The sequence below is a fragment of the Actinomycetospora succinea genome, assembly GCF_004363095.1.
Classification (GTDB): Bacteria; Actinomycetota; Actinomycetes; order Mycobacteriales; family Pseudonocardiaceae; genus Actinomycetospora; species Actinomycetospora succinea.
In genome coordinates this window covers 59,988-74,604 of the sequence record NZ_SNYO01000013.1, presented here as the reverse complement: position 1 = coordinate 74,604, position 14,617 = coordinate 59,988, and the positions used below count along the sequence as shown (strand labels likewise).

Genomic DNA, 14,617 nt, shown 5'->3' with positions numbered 1-14,617 from the left:
CGCGGCCCGCCGACCGAACCTGCCCACGCACGGCCTCCGGGAGGAGCCCACCATGGCGACCGAACCCGCGATCAGCGTCGCGGACCTGCACCACGCGTACGGCACCCGGCCGGTGCTGCGCGGCGTCGACCTCGACGTCGCGCCCGGCACGGTGTTCGCGCTGCTGGGGCCCAACGGCGCCGGCAAGACGACCGTCGTCAAGATCCTGTCCACGCTCGTCCGTGCCGACGCCGGCCGCCTCCGTGTCGCCGGCCACGACCTCGCGACCGAGCCGGACGCCGTGCGCGCCGCGATCGGCGTGACCGGCCAGTTCTCGGCCGTCGACGGGCTGCTCACCGGCACCGAGAACCTGCAGCTCATGGCCGACCTGCATCACCTGCCGCGGGCCCGGGGCCGGGCCCGCACCCGCGAGCTGCTCGAGCAGTTCGACCTCGCCGACGCCGCCGGGAGACCGGCCGGCTCCTACTCCGGCGGCATGCGCCGGCGCCTCGACCTGGCCATGACCCTCGTCGGCACCCCCGAGCTGATCTTCCTCGACGAACCCACGACCGGGCTGGACCCCCGCAGCCGGCGGGACCTGTGGACGACTGTCCGGGCCCTCGTCCAGACCGGCGTCACCGTCTTCCTCACGACGCAGTACCTCGAGGAGGCCGACCAGCTCGCCGACGACGTCGGTGTCCTCGACGGCGGCCGGCTCGTCGCCCGGGGCAGCCCCGCCCACCTCAAGACCCTCGTCCCCGGCGGCCACGTCCGCGCGCGATTCGCCGGCCACGACGACCTCGCCGCCGCCGCCGGCGCCGTGCCCGCCGGCGTCCCGGACCCCGACGCGCTGACCCTCCAGGTCCCCGCGACCGGGGTGCCCGACCTCCGCGCCCTGCTCGACCGGCTCGACGCGGCGGGCGCCGCCCCGGACGAGCTGACCGTGCACACCCCCGACCTCGACGACGTGTTCCTCGCCCTCACCGGACACGCGACGTCCACCGAGACCACCCGAGAGGTGCCCGCACCATGACCGCGCCGACGCTCGCCGCCCGTCCCGTCACCCACCCCGTCGCCGACTCGCTGACGATGGTGCGCCGCCGCCTCGTCCACATGCGCCGCTACCCGTCGCTGACGATCATGCTGATCGGGCAGCCGATCGTCTTCCTGCTGCTGTTCGCCTTCGTCTTCGGCGCCACCATGGGCGCCGGGCTCGCCGGGCCCGGTGGCGGGCGCACCGACTACCTCGTCTTCATCACGCCGACGATCCTGCTCATGACCGTCGCCAGCGTCGCGCTGGCCACCGCGCTCGCGGTGGCCACCGACATGACCGAGGGCATCGTCGCCCGCTTCCGGACCATGGCCATCGCGCGGGTCAGCGTGCTCACCGGGCACGTCGTCGGCGCGGTGATCCAGACGGCGATCGCGCTCGCCGTCGTCCTCGCCGTCGCCCTGCTGCTCGGGTTCCGCACCGGCGCCGGGCCGCTCGCCTGGCTCGGCGTGGTCGGGGTCCTGGCGCTGGCGACCGTCGCGCTGACCTGGTTCACCGTCGCCCTCGGGCTGGCCGCCGGCTCCGTCGAGACCGCCAGCAACACCCCGATGTTCCTGCTCCTGCTGCCCTTCCTCGGCAGCGGGTTCGTGACCACCGACTCGATGCCCGCCGGGCTGCGCTGGTTCGCCGAGCACCAGCCGTTCACCCCGATCATCGACACGCTGCGCGGGCTGCTCACCGGCGCCCCGGACCTCGCCGCACCGGCCGCGGCCGCCGTCGCCTGGTGCGTGGTCATCACGGCCGCGAGCTACCTCTGGGCGAAGCGCCTCTACGCCCGGCGCACCGACAGCTGAGGGTCAGCTCGCCGAGGTCACCCGGTACACGTCGTAGACGCCCTCGACGTTGCGGACCGCCTTGAGCACGTGCCCGAGGTGCTTCGGGTCGCCCATCTCGAAGGAGAACCGGCTGACCGCCACGCGGTCGCGGGACGTGGTGACCGACGCCGACAGGATGTTGACCTTCTCGTCGGCGAGGACCTTGGTGATGTCGGAGAGCAGGCGGTGCCGGTCGAGCGCCTCGGCCTGGATCGCGACGAGGAACAGCGCGCTCGACGAGGAGGCCCAGTGGACGTTGACCAGGCGCTCCGGCTCGCTGCGCAGCTCGTCGGCGTTGGTGCAGTCGGTGCGGTGCACGCTGACCCCGCCGCCGCGGGTGATGAAGCCGAGGATGCCGTCGCCGGGCACCGGGGTGCAGCAGCGCGCCAGCTTGATCCACACGTCGGACGAGCTGTCGCCCTCGTCCATGTCGTCGATGACGACGCCGACGTCGCCGGTGCCGCGCCGGCGCTGCACCGTCGAGGGGGTCGCGCGGTCGGCGAGCTCCTCCTCGTTCTGCTCGACGCCGCCGAGCAGGGCGACGAGGCGCTGCACCACGTGGCGGGCGGACACGTGGTGCTCGCCGACCGCCGCGTAGAGCGCTGAGACGTCCTGGTAGCGCAGCTCGTGGGCCAGCGCGGTCATCGAGTCGGCGGAGACCAGGCGCTGCAGCGGCAGGCCGGTGCGGCGCGCCTCGCGGGTGATCGCCTCCTTGCCGGCCTCGATCGCCTCCTCGCGCCGCTCCTTGGCGAACCACTGCTTGATCTTCTGCTTGGCCCGCGGCGAGGCGACGAACTGCAGCCAGTCGCGCGACGGCCCGGCGCCCTCGGCCTTCGACGTGAAGATCTCGACGACCTCGCCGTTCTCGAGCTCGCGCTCGAGGGCGACCAGCCGGCCGTTGACGCGGCTGCCGATGCACTTGTTGCCGACCTCGGTGTGCACGGCGTAGGCGAGGTCGACCGGCGTGGAGCCGCTGGGCAGCGTGATGACGTCGCCCTTGGGCGTGAACACGAAGATTTCGCGGGTGGCCAGGTCGTAGCGCAGGGACTCGAGGAACTCGCCGGGGTCCGCGGCCTCCCGCTGCCAGTCGAGCAGCTGGCGCATCCAGGCCATCTCGTCGAGCTCGAGGGTGCCGTCGCCGGCCGAGCCCGAGCCGTTCTTGTGGGCGCCCTTCGTCTCCTTGTAGCGCCAGTGCGCCGCGATCCCGTACTCGGCGGTGCGGTGCATCTCGTGGGTGCGGATCTGCACCTCGAGCGGCTGCCCGTCCGGCCCGATCACCGTCGTGTGCAGCGACTGGTACACCCCGAACCGGGGCTGGGCGATGTAGTCCTTGAACCGCCCGGGCATCGGCTGCCACAGGGCGTGGACCATGCCCATCGCGGCGTAGCAGTCGCGCACGTCCTCGACGAGCACCCGCACGCCCACCAGGTCGTGGATGTCGTCGAAGTCCTTACCCTTGACGATCATCTTCTGGTAGATCGAGTAGTAGTGCTTCGGGCGGCCGAGCACCTCGGCCTTCACCCGCGCCTCGGTGAGCTGGCCGGAGACCTCGTCGATCACCGTGCGCAGGTAGGTGTCGCGGGACGGCGCGCGGTCGGCGACGAGGCGGACGATCTCGTCGTAGCGCTTGGGGTGCAGGATCGCGAACGCGAGGTCCTCGAGCTCCCACTTGACCGTCGACATCCCGAGGCGGTGGGCCAGCGGCGCGAGCACCTCGAGCGTCTCGCGGGCCTTCTTGGCCTGCTTCTCCGGCTTGAGGAAGCGCATCGTGCGCATGTTGTGCAGCCGGTCGGCCAGCTTGATGACGAGCACCCGGGGGTCGCGGGCCATCGCGACGACCATCTTGCGGATCGTCTCGGCCTCGGCGGCCGCCCCGAGCTGGACCTTGTCGAGCTTGGTGACGCCGTCGACGAGGTGGGCGACCTCGGCCCCGAAGTCGCCCGAGAGCTTGTCGAGCGAGTAGGCGGTGTCCTCGACGGTGTCGTGCAGCAGCGCCGCGACCAGCGTCGTCGTGTCCATCCCCAGCTCGCCCAGGATCGTCGCGACGGCCAGCGGGTGGGTGATGTACGGGTCGCCGCTCTTGCGCATCTGCCCGTCGTGGAAGCGCTCGGCGGTGTCGTAGGCCCGCTGCAGCGTGCCCATGTCCGCCGACGGGTGCAGCTCGCGGTGGACGGCGGCCAGCGGCTCGAGCACCGGCTTCACGGCTCCGGAGCGCTGGGCGGTGATGCGCCGGGCGATGCGCGCCCGGACCCGGCGCGTCGCCGACGGCGGGCGGGTGGCGCTGACGGGCGGCGTGGGCGAGAGGCCGGCGGCGTCGAGGACGGCGTCCTCGCGGGCGTCCGGCGGGGTGTCCGTGCCCTGGTCAGGAGGGATCGGCGTGCCCGCGGCGTCGACGTCCTGGCTCACGCGTCGTCCCCTTCCCACCGGGCGGGCGACCGGCCCCCGTCGTCACGGGGTGTCCGTCCTGGGAGCCGTCGTGCCCGGAATCCATCCAGGATACGTCCGAGGTGGCGGTGTGTCCGGACGGTCGCGCTCCGATCGGCTCATCGGTCGCCCACGATCGGTGCGCGTGGATGATCGCCGTTCGGCGCCGACGGCGAGGTCACGCCGCTGCGACGGGCGGTCCGCGGACGTGCGGTCAGCGGGTCAGCAGGGTGTGCACGCGGTGCCCGTCGAGGCGCTCGCGGCCGCCGAGGGCCGGCAGCTCGAGCACCATCGACACCGCCGCCACCGTGGCGCCCGCACCCTCGACCAGCGCGCACGCCGCCGCCGCGGTGCCCCCGGTGGCGAGGACGTCGTCGACGAGCAGGGCCCGCGCGCCGGGGCGCAGCACGCCGGCGGGCAGCTCGAGCGTCGCCGACCCGTACTCGAGGTCGTACGACTCGCTCGCCGCGACGATCGGGAGCTTGCCCTTCTTGCGGACCGCCACCACGCCGAGGCCCAGCGAGTGCGCCACTGCCGCGCCGAGCAGGAAGCCCCGCGCCTCGATGCCGACGACGATCTCGGGCGCCGGCCCGCCGGGGGCGGCGAGCAGGCGCGTCGTCGCCGCGAGGCCCGGGCCGTCGGCGAGCAGCGCGCTGAGGTCCCAGAACCGGATCCCGGGGCTCGGGAAGTCGGGGACGTCGCGCAGGAGCCCGGCGACCACGTCGAGGTCGGTGGTCGCTTCTTCCGGTGCGGTCACTTGCGCCGCTTGCCCGAGGGCCGGCCGGTCTTGCCCGCCGGGCGCGCGCCCGGACGCGGGGCGGTGGACGCCGCCGCCTCCCGGCTCGTGCCGCCGGCCCGGGCGCGACCCGCCCCGGCCGCGGCGACCTCGCGGGTGTCGAGGACGTCGGTGGAGGGCCCGGAGGCGTCGCCGGCCGCACCGGCCTCGCCGGTACCTCCTGCGGCCTTGCGCGCCGCCTTCGCCCGCCGCGCCCTGACCTTGTCCGCCTGGGCGATCCAGCGCTTGTCGCGCATGGCGAGGTCCACGACGATCGGCGTCGCGAGCAGCACCGACGACGCCGCGCCGACGATCGTGCCGACGAGCTGGACGAGCGCGAGGTCGCCGAGAACGCCGACGCCGAGCAGCACCACGCCGACCACGAACAGCCCGATCAGCGGGAGCGCGGCGATGAGCGAGGTGTTCAGCGACCGCATCAGCGTCTGGTTGACGGCCAGGTTCGCGGCCTCGGCGTAGGTGCGGCGCGTGAGCCCGAGCAGGCCGCGGGTGTTCTCGCGGACCTTGTCGAACACGACGACCGTGTCGTAGAGCGAGAACCCGAGGATGGTCAGCAGGCCGATCACCGTGGCCGGCGAGACCTCGAACCCGACCAGCGAGTACACGCCGGCGGTGATGATGATGTCGTTCGCCAGCGCGATGAGCGCGGCGAACGCCATGCGTCTCTCGAAGTAGAACGAGAGATAGATGGTCACGAGCACCAGGAACACCGCGAGGGCGATCAGCGCCTGCTGGGTGATCTCGCCGCCCCAGCTCGCGCTGACGGCGCTGTCGGAGATCGCGGCCGGGTCGGGGACGCCGGTGCTGCCGATCGGCTGGAAGCGGTCGAACAGCGCCTGGCGCAGGGCGATGACCTGGCCGATGTCCAGGCTCTCGGACCGGATGATGATCGTCGCCGTCGCGCCCTGGCCCGCGCTCTGCACCGAGGTGGGCGGGAAGCCCAGCGACTCGGCGTAGACCTGCTCGACCTGGCCGGTCTGCACGACGCCGCCCGCGCCGTTCGCCGGCATCTGGACGCTGGTGCCGCCCTCGAAGTCGATGCCGAAGTTGAAGCCCCGGATGACCATCGAGAGGATGCAGATGACCAGCGCGGCACCGAAGACGGCGTACCAGGTCTTCGAGCGCCCGACGATGTCGAGCCCGCCGTTGCCGCGGTAGAGCATGTCGAGGCGGCTGGGCTTCTTGCCCGGGCGGGGACGCGCCTCGTCGGCGCCCTCGTCGACGTCGTCGACGTCGTCGACGTCGTCGGCGTCGTCGAGGACCTCGTCGTCCCTGTCCTCGTCCCTGCCGTCGAGCCGGTCCTCGGCCATCTCGCCGGTCAGTTCCTCGACGTGGCGACGGCCGCCGGGGCGTCCGGTGGAGCGGGTCATCGGTCACCTCCGCGTCCCGCGCGGGTGCGCGACGCGCCGGAACCGTTGCGGGCGCCGGACCGGGCGCCCTCGCGGGCACCGTCACGGGCACCGCCGCGGGTGTTGCCGCGCCCGCCGGGCCGCGGCCCGGCCGCGCCGGCCCGCGGCGCGTTGTGCACCACCTGGCCGAGGCCGGACCACGCGGGGCTGGCGAACAGCTTGGAGTTCGAGGCGAGGGCGAGCAGCGGGTGCGTCACGAGGAAGACCACGATGAGGTCGAGGACGGTGGACATGCCCAGGGTGAAGGCGAAGCCCTTGACCTGGCCGACGGCGAGCACGTAGAGCACCACGGCCGCGAGGAAGCTCACGGCGTCGCCGGAGAGGATGGTGCGCCGGGCGCGTGTCCAGCCCCGCGGTACCGCCGACCGGAAACTTCGCCCGTCGCGGACCTCGTCCTTGATCCGTTCGAAGAAGATCACGAACGAGTCGGCGGTGATGCCGATCGCGACGATGAACCCGGCGACGCCGGCGAGGTCGAGCGTGAAGCCGATCGTGCGCCCGAGCAGGACGAGCACGGCGTAGACGACGGCGCCGGACAGGATCAGCGACAGGATGGTCAGCACGCCGAGCGCGCGGTAGTAGAACAGCGAGTAGATGAACACCAGCGCGAGCCCGACGACGCCCGCGATCAGCCCGGCCTGCAGGGACGCGAGGCCCAGCGTCGCCGAGACGGTCTGCGCCTCGGAGGTGTCGAACGACAGCGGCAGCGAGCCGTAGCGCAGGACGTTCGCGAAGTCGGTGGCCGAGCCCTGGTTGAACTGACCGGAGATCATCGCGTTGCCGTCGAGCAGCGGCTGCTGGATCCGCAGCGCCGAGACCACCTGCGTGTCGAGCACGACCGCGTTCGAGTTGTTGACGTTCGCGCTCGTGTAGTCGGCCCAGGTCGTCGCGGGCTGGCCGCCCTTGAAGGCGAGGTTGATGACCCAGCCGACGCCCTGCGGGTTCGGGTTCGGCGTCGCGCTCGCGACGTCGGTGCCCGAGAGGATCGACGGCCCGAGCAGGTACTTCTCGGTGCCCTCGCGGTTGCAGGCGATCAGCGGCTTCGTCGGGTCGTCGTAGCCGCGCAGCGGGTCCTCGACCGCGCAGTTCAGCGCCAGGGCCGCCTGCTCCTGGACCGCGGGGTCCTCGCTCTGGCGGGTCGCCTTGGCCTCGGCAATGGCCTGGGCCTGGCGCGGGTCCTGCGACGTGTCCCCGCCCCCGGGCGGCGGCGTGGGCGGCGGTGCCGGCTGGTTCGGTGCCGGCTGGTTCGGGGCGGCGATCGGCGCGCTCTGACCACCCGGGGTCTGCCCGGGCGTCCCGGCGCCGCTCGCCCCGCCCTGCTCGGCCGTGCCCTGGCCCGGCGGCGCGCCGGGCTGGGCCGGCTGGCCGGGTTGACCCGGCTGCGGGCCGGCCGGGATCGGGCCGCCGAGCACCGGGCGGAAGTACAGCCGCGCCGTCTGCCCGAGCGAGCGCGCCTGGTCGCCCTCCTGGCCCGGCACCGTGATCACCAGGTTGCTGCCGTCCTGGACCACCTCGGCACCGCTGACGCCGAGCCCGTTGACGCGCTGCTCGATGATCGTGCGCGCCAGGTTGAGCTGGTCGGGCGTCGGCGCCGCGCCGGTCTCGGTGCGCGCCGTGAGCGTCACGCGCGTGCCGCCCTGCAGGTCGATGCCGAGCTTCGGCGTCGGCGACCCGTCCCCCGTGAAGAACACCAGCCCGTAGAGCGCGGCCACGATCACCAGGAAGGCGGCGAGGTAGCGCCCGGGCTGGAAGCGGACGGTCGGAGGGGCCACGCTGTGTTGCTCCAGATGATCGGGTGGGTTCAGCCGGGGAGGGGCTCGACGCGAGGGTAGGCGGCGGGCCCGGCGCTCCCCGCGCCGCCCCGCCCGCTCAGGGTCCTGACGAGGGTCAGGAGGAGCGCGGCGAGGACACGTTGTCCGTCGTGTCCGCCTTGGTGTCCGCGGCGTCCTTCGTGTCTGCCTTCGGCGCGGTCGAGGTCGTGGCGGAGGTCGTCGTGGCCGTGGTGTCCGGGGCCTCGACGACCGGGGTCGACTCGGTCGGCACCGACGACTCCGGCAGCGCGTCCTCGGTGTGGTCGTCGACGTCGTCGACGACGGCGTCCTCGGCCACGAGCTTCTCGCGCACCGCGGCACGCAGCCACGTGGTCACGACGTCGGGGGCGATCTCGAGGTCGATGGTGCGCTCGTCGTCGGTGTCGACGATCGTGCCGCTGATGCCGGACGTCATGACGACGACGTCGCCGACGTGCAGGCTGTTCTGCAGGTCCTTCTGCTGGTTCTCCTGCTTCTTGCGCTGACGGCTGGACATGAACACCAGCCCGATCATGAACAGGATGAGCAGGGGGAAGATCAGGTCCATCGTTCTCCGTTCACCGGGCGGGCGCGTCGGTCTCCGCACCCCGCACTGTCCGATTCCGAGTCTGCCAGCTCAGGTGAACAGGGTCCCCTGGCCCCGGTCCTCCTCCGGCCGGTCGGCGGGGGGCTCCTGCCCCAGATGGCGCCACGCCAGGGGTGTGGCGACACGCCCACGTGGCGTACGGGCCAGCATCCCGGCCCGCACGAGGTACGGCTCGCACACCTCCTCGACGGTCCCGGGCTCCTCGCCGACCGCCACGGCCAGCGTCGACACGCCCACCGGGCCGCCGCCGAACGAGCGCACCAGGGCGGCGAGCACGGCCCGGTCGAGGCGGTCGAGGCCGAGCTCGTCGACGTCGTAGACCGCGAGCGCGGCGCGGGCGACCTCCTGGGTCACCGCGCCGTCCGCGCGGACCTCCGCGTAGTCGCGCACCCGGCGCAGCAGGCGGTTGGCGATGCGCGGCGTGCCCCGCGAGCGGCCGGCGATCTCGCGCCCGCCGTCGGGACGCAGGTCGACGTCGAGGATCCGGGCGCTGCGGGCGACGACGTGCTCGAGGTCGGAGGGCTCGTAGAACTCCATGTGCCCGGTGAAGCCGAAGCGGTCGCGCAGCGGGCCCGTGAGCGCGCCCGCCCGGGTCGTGGCCCCGACCAGCGTGAACGGCGCGACGTCGAGCGGGATCGACGTCGCCCCGGGCCCTTTGCCGACGACGACGTCGACCCGGAAGTCCTCCATCGCGAGGTAGAGCATCTCCTCGGCGGGCCGGGCCATGCGGTGGATCTCGTCGATGAACAGGACGTCGCCCTCGAGCAGGTTCGACAGCATCGCCGCGAGGTCGCCCGCGCGCTCCAGCGCCGGCCCGGAGGTGATGCGCACGGCGCTGCCGAGCTCGGTGCCGATGATCATCGCGAGGCTCGTCTTGCCGAGCCCGGGCGGGCCGGAGAGCAGCACGTGGTCGGGCGGGCGGCCGCGGCGCAGCGCGCCCTGCAGGACGAGGTCGAGCTGCTCGCGCACGCGGGGCTGGCCGATGAACTCGGACAGGCGGGCCGGGCGCAGCCGGTTCTCGAGGTCGGACTCGCCGTCCTCGACCGTCGCGTCGAGGGCGCGCTGGAGGCTGTCCTCCAGGTCCTGCCCGTTCCCGCTCATGGTCGAGCTCCGCTGCGCTTCGTCTCCCGGCCCGCTCACCGCGACGGCCCCAGCCGCGTCAGCGCCGCCCGCAGGACGCCCGAGGAGTCGGACGGGCCGTCCGCGCCGAGCACCTCGTCGACGGCCTTCTCGGCCGGCTTGGCGGCGAAGCCGAGGCCGACGAGCGCCTCGACGACCTGGTCGCGCAGCGTGCCGGCGGCCACGGGCGACGCGGGCACGTCCTCGTCGCTGCCGGCAGCGCTCGGCGGGGCCACCTTGTCGCGCAACTCGATGATCAGCCGCTCGGCGCCCTTGCGCCCGATGCCCGGGACGCTGGTCAGCGTCGTGATGTTGCCGTCGGCGAGCGCGTGGCTCAGCGCCGCCGGGTCGAGCACCGCGAGGGCGGCCAGCGCGAGCCGCGGACCCACGCCCGACACGGTCTGGAGCAGCAGGAACAGCTCGCGCTCGGCGGCGTCGGCGAACCCGTAGAGGGTCAGGGAGTCCTCGCGGACCACCAGCGCGGTGTCGAGCCGCGCGGGCTGGCCGCGGCGCAGGCGCGCGAGCGTGGACGGCGTGGCCTGCACGGCGAGACCGATCCCGCCGACCTCGACCACCACGTGGTCCAGCCCGACCGCGAGGACCTCCCCGCGCACCGACGAGATCACGGCAGGACCCTCCCGACTGAGCGACTCATCACCGCAGCGAACACGCGTTCGAAGGCTACCGGCCGCCCCCGACGGCGCCGCGCACCGGCGCGCCCCCGTCCGGGGCCAGGAACCCGGTGAGGACGGGGGCGAGCACGGTCGGGGTGACGATGTGGACCTGCCCGGGCAGCGTGCGGTGCACCGCGCCGGGGACCGAGGCCGCCAGCGCGGCGACCGCGGCCCGCACCCACGCGGGGCTGAGGTCGCCGTCGAGGGCGAGGAGCGGGATGTCCAGCGCCGCGACGCGCTCGGTCGGCACGGGGTCGCCCACCACGAGGGCGACGTCGTGGGGCAGCGACGGCGCGAGCGCGACGGTGCCGGCCCAGAACGGGGTCCGGCGCAGGCGCTCGACCGGCGCGGGCGCGGCCGCCGGGAACCCGCCGAGGAACGCGGCCGCGGCGTCGTCCGGGCTGCCGGCGCGCAGGGCGGCCATCGTGGCGGCGCCGAGGTCGCGGCGCGGGCCCGGGTCGTCGCCGTCCACGCGCCACGGGGGTTCGTGGGCGACGACCCGGGTGGCCGGCAGGCCCCGCAGGACCGCCTCGAGCACGAGCATCCCGCCCGCGGAGTGGGCGTAGTGGGCCGGCGCGCCGCCCGTGGCCGCGACGACGGCCTCCAGGTCGGCGACCTCGGCGGCCACGAGCGCCGCGCCGTCCGGCCCGAGCGGGTCGCGGGCGGAGTCGGGCACTCCCCCGCTGTCGCCGCGGCCCCGGCGGTCCCAGAGGTGCACGGTGAAGCGGTCGGCGAGGGCCTCGGCGAGCAGGCGGACGCTCGCGCGGCCCTGGAGCGCGCCGGTCGTCAGGACGAGCGGCGGCCCCTCGCCGACCGTCTCGACCGCGATCGCCGTGCCGTCCGACGACGTCACCCACCCCGTGGTGCTCAGCGTCCGGCTTTCGGAACTGCCGGCGTGGGTGCGGCGGCCTTCTGGGCGGCCTTGAGGCGGGCGCGATGACGCTTGGTGGCCTCGGCCGCGCGCGCCTCGGCCTCGGCCATGCGCGCGATCATCGGGGCGCGCCAGCAGTGGCAGACGGCGAGCGCGAGGGCGTCGGCGGCGTCGGCGGGACGCGGGGCCTCGGCCAGCGCGAGCACCCGCGTGACCATGGCCGTGACCTGCTCCTTGCCCGCGCGCCCGGACCCCGTCACCGCGGCCTTGACCTCGCTGGGCGTGTGGAACGCGACCGGCAGGCCGGCGCGCCCGGCGACCAGCGCGACGACCCCGCCGACCTGCGCCGTCCCCATCACCGTGCGCACGTTGTGCTGGGCGAACACCCGCTCGACGGCCACGACGTCGGGCCGGTGCTCGGCGATCCAGGCCTCGACGGTGTCGGCGACCGCGACGAGCCGGTCGGCCACCTCGGCCTCCGGCGGGGTGCGGACGACGTCGACGGCGACCGCGCGCACGACCCGCCCGCCGCCGCCCTCGACCACGCCGAGGCCGCAGCGCGTCAGCCCGGGGTCGACGCCCAGCACCCGCATGGGGCGGGACGCTACGCGGCGGCGGGCCGCAGACCGGCGTTCGTCCCCCGGTGCCGGTGTGTCGCCGGTGATCAGGGGCGACGTGGTGCACCGTCGCCACCGGTTGAGGTCGATGACGTCGCCCGTGATCTCCGGGCGCGGCATGCTGACCGCCATGAGCAGCCCCGAGGAGCCCCGCCCGCCGTTCCCGCCGTTCGACGAGGAGTCGGCGCGGGCGAAGGTGCTCGCCGCGGAGAACGCGTGGAACACGCGCGACCCGGAGAAGGTCGCGCTCGCGTACACGCTGGACACGGTCTGGCGGAACCGCGACGAGTGGGTCACCGGGCGCGCGCAGGTCGTCGAGTTCCTGGCCCGCAAGTGGGAGCGCGAGCGCGACTACGTGCTGCGCAAGTCGCTGTGGACCTTCGGCGGGCACCGGATCGCCGTGCGCTTCCAGTACGAGTGCCGCGACGCCGCCGGGCAGTGGTGGCGCAGCTACGGCAACGAGAACTGGGAGTTCGCCGACAACGGGCTGATGGCCCGGCGCGAGGCGAGCATCAACGACGTGCGGATCGCCGAGGAGGAGCGCCGGCTCCACGGCCCGCGCGCGGACGGCGACACGAGCGAGATTCCGATCTGATCGTGTTCGTCCCGGACACGATCACGTGTCCGACGCGGCGATGGACGTGCACGGTCCACGCGTCGAGACTCCCGGATCCGTGAGGATCACGCGGATCGCGCTCTATGCCGTCGAGCTCCCGTACTCGGGCGGCGTCTACCACCTCTCGGGCGGGCGCACCTACACCTCGTTCGAGGCGGCGATCGTCCGCCTGACCTGCGACGACGGCACTGAGGGCTGGGGCGAGAGCACGCCGTTCGGGTCGACGTACGTCGCCGCGCACCCGGCGGGCACCCGCGCGGGCATCGGGCTGCTGGCCCCCGCCCTGCTCGGGCTCGACCCGCGGCGGTCCGAACGGGTCGGCGACGTCATGGACGCGACGCTGACCGGCCACCACGACGCCCGGACCGCGCTCGACGTGGCGTGCTGGGACGCGTTCGGGAAATCGGTCGGCCTGCCGGTGTGCGACCTGCTCGGCGGCTCGACCGACGTCCCCATGGCGCCGATCTCGTCGATCCCCGCGTGCGACCCCGAGGACATGCGGACCCGGGTCGCCGACCACCGGGCCCGCGGGTACCGGGCGCACTCGGTGAAGATCGGCGCGCTCGACGCCGACGGCGGCCCGGCGCTGGACGCCGAGCGCATCGCCGCGAGCCTCGCCGACCGGCGGCCCGGCGAGTTCTTCATCGTCGACGCCAACGGCGGGCTGCTCCCCGAGACCGCCCTGCGCCTGCTCGCCCTGCTGCCGCCCGGGCTGGACTTCGCCCTCGAGTCGCCGTGCGCGTCGTGGCGCGAGACGGCCTCGTTGCGCCCGCGGTGCCCGTACCCGATCGTGCTCGACGAGCTCGCCCAGAGCGACGCCGACGTCGTGCTCGGCGCCCTCGACACCGCCGACGGCATCGGTCTCAAGATCTCCAAGGCGGGCGGGCTCACGCCGGGCCGGCGCCACCGCGACATCGCCCGGGCCGCCGGCCTGACGATCAGCGTGCAGGACACCGTCGGCTCCTCGCTCGCCTACGCCGCGATCCTGCACCTCGGCGCCACCGTGCCGCCGCGCTCGCTGCGCGGGGTGCTGGACTGCGAGGACATGGTCACCCGCAAGGTGGCGGCCCTCGACACCGTGGTCACCCCCGACGGCGTGCTGCCCGGGCGCTCGCCGGGGCTCGGCGCGACGGTGGACGAGGAGGCGCTCGGCGATCCGGTGGCGGTTTGGGAGAGCTAGGGACAGCTAGGGCCGGGGCCCCGGATCGTCGTGGCGGAACGTGACGCTCACGCGCGGCCCGGCGCCGGGCCACTTCGGCACCGTGTGCTGCCAGTCGTGCTGGCAGCGCCCACCCATGACCAGCAGGTCGCCGCCCGCGACCGTCAGCCGCGTCGACGCCCCGCCACCGAGCGGCCGGAGGCCGAAGCGCCGCTCGGCCCCGAGGGACACGATCGCGACGATCGGCGCCTCGTGGGTGAAGCGGACGCGGTCGCCGTGCCAGGCCACCGAGTCGTCCCCGTGGCGGTAGTAGTTGCACCCCACCCGGTCGAAGCGCACGCCGTAGTGCCGCGAGAGGGCGTCGGCCACGGCCGGCATCGGGTCGGGCGCCTCGTCGATGCGCCACCCACAGGTCAGCCGGGGCTCCATGACCTCCTGGTCGTACATCCGACGGCGCCGCTGGTTCCACGGCGCCTGCGCCACGATCGCGTCGAACCAGGCGTCGGCCCCGGTGATCCACGCGGGGGCCAGGTCGACCCACGAGCGCTCGTCCAGGACGATGCGGCGCGGGACGACGGCCGGATCCACCCCGGGGTCCTCGGCGGTCTCGCCACCGCCGAAGAGCGAGGGCGTCCAGGCTGTCGTCATCGGGACCAGTAGAACACATGTTCGAACACACGGCGAGAACGGAGT

The 14,617-nt window shown here is 74.2% G+C and carries 14 protein-coding genes; 4 read left to right on the top strand and 10 right to left on the bottom strand.

Features of this window, described 5'->3' with window-relative positions; all coding sequences use genetic code 11:
- The first annotated feature begins 52 nt into the window (after positions 1-52).
- Positions 53-1,012: an ATP-binding cassette domain-containing protein gene (locus EV188_RS28755; RefSeq protein WP_133829761.1), complete on the top strand. Its 960-nt coding sequence runs from the start codon at positions 53-55 to the stop codon at positions 1,010-1,012.
- Positions 1,009-1,824 carry an ABC transporter permease gene (locus tag EV188_RS28750; RefSeq protein ID WP_133829760.1) on the top strand — a complete coding sequence of 272 codons (816 nt, stop codon included), beginning with the start codon at positions 1,009-1,011 and terminating at the stop codon, positions 1,822-1,824. The genes EV188_RS28755 and EV188_RS28750 overlap by 4 nt, the downstream gene beginning before the upstream one ends.
- Positions 1,825-1,827: 3 nt before the next feature.
- Here the strand turns inward: EV188_RS28750 and EV188_RS28745 are convergent, their stop codons facing one another.
- The 9 genes from EV188_RS28745 to ruvC all read right to left on the bottom strand — a co-directional run bounded on the left by EV188_RS28745 (position 1,828) and on the right by ruvC (position 12,125).
- A complete protein-coding gene (locus EV188_RS28745; protein WP_243742073.1) occupies positions 1,828-4,251 on the bottom strand; it encodes a RelA/SpoT family protein in 2,424 nt (807 codons plus the stop codon).
- A gap of 232 nt (positions 4,252-4,483) precedes the next feature.
- Positions 4,484-5,026: an adenine phosphoribosyltransferase gene (locus EV188_RS28740; protein WP_133829759.1), complete on the bottom strand. Its 543-nt coding sequence runs from the start codon at positions 5,024-5,026 to the stop codon at positions 4,484-4,486.
- Positions 5,023-6,432, bottom strand: coding sequence for a protein translocase subunit SecF (gene secF, locus EV188_RS28735; RefSeq protein ID WP_424922960.1), 1,410 nt, complete (start codon positions 6,430-6,432; stop codon positions 5,023-5,025). The genes EV188_RS28740 and secF overlap by 4 nt, the downstream gene beginning before the upstream one ends.
- Complete coding sequence (gene secD / locus EV188_RS28730) at positions 6,429-8,243, bottom strand: protein translocase subunit SecD (RefSeq protein ID WP_133829758.1); 1,815 nt, start codon at positions 8,241-8,243, stop codon at positions 6,429-6,431. Before secD ends, secF begins: the two co-directional genes overlap by 4 nt.
- A 115-nt stretch (positions 8,244-8,358) precedes the next feature.
- Positions 8,359-8,829, bottom strand: a complete 471-nt coding sequence (yajC, locus tag EV188_RS28725; RefSeq protein WP_133829757.1) for a preprotein translocase subunit YajC — start codon at positions 8,827-8,829, stop codon at positions 8,359-8,361.
- Positions 8,830-8,898: 69 nt separating this feature from the next.
- Complete coding sequence (gene ruvB, locus EV188_RS28720) at positions 8,899-9,969, bottom strand: Holliday junction branch migration DNA helicase RuvB (protein ID WP_166660144.1); 1,071 nt, start codon at positions 9,967-9,969, stop codon at positions 8,899-8,901.
- Between the two features lie 35 nt (positions 9,970-10,004).
- Entirely contained in the window at positions 10,005-10,613 is a 609-nt protein-coding gene (gene ruvA, locus EV188_RS28715; protein ID WP_133829756.1) for a Holliday junction branch migration protein RuvA, read from the bottom strand.
- A 55-nt stretch (positions 10,614-10,668) separates the two neighbouring features.
- Positions 10,669-11,514 carry an alpha/beta fold hydrolase gene (locus EV188_RS28710; protein WP_166660143.1) on the bottom strand — a complete coding sequence of 282 codons (846 nt, stop codon included), beginning with the start codon at positions 11,512-11,514 and terminating at the stop codon, positions 10,669-10,671.
- Positions 11,515-11,528: 14 nt separating this feature from the next.
- The gene (gene ruvC, locus EV188_RS28705) at positions 11,529-12,125 is read right to left on the bottom strand and encodes a crossover junction endodeoxyribonuclease RuvC (RefSeq protein WP_133829755.1); all 597 of its coding nucleotides are present in this window, start codon (positions 12,123-12,125) and stop codon (positions 11,529-11,531) included.
- 154 nt (positions 12,126-12,279) lie between these two features.
- On the opposite strand from ruvC, the gene EV188_RS28700 reads away from it, so the two are divergent.
- Together EV188_RS28700 and EV188_RS28695 are read left to right on the top strand one after the other, a co-directional pair.
- Positions 12,280-12,744 (top strand): nuclear transport factor 2 family protein, encoded by a 465-nt coding sequence (locus EV188_RS28700; protein WP_208114419.1) that lies wholly within the window; start codon positions 12,280-12,282, stop codon positions 12,742-12,744.
- A 79-nt stretch (positions 12,745-12,823) separates the two neighbouring features.
- Positions 12,824-13,945, top strand: coding sequence for a mandelate racemase/muconate lactonizing enzyme family protein (locus EV188_RS28695; RefSeq protein ID WP_133829754.1), 1,122 nt, complete (start codon positions 12,824-12,826; stop codon positions 13,943-13,945).
- 6 nt (positions 13,946-13,951) lie between these two features.
- Here EV188_RS28695 and EV188_RS28690 read toward each other — a convergent pair whose 3' ends face one another.
- Positions 13,952-14,572, bottom strand: a complete 621-nt coding sequence (locus EV188_RS28690) for an alpha-ketoglutarate-dependent dioxygenase AlkB (RefSeq protein WP_133829753.1) — start codon at positions 14,570-14,572, stop codon at positions 13,952-13,954.
- Positions 14,573-14,617: the final 45 nt, after the last annotated feature.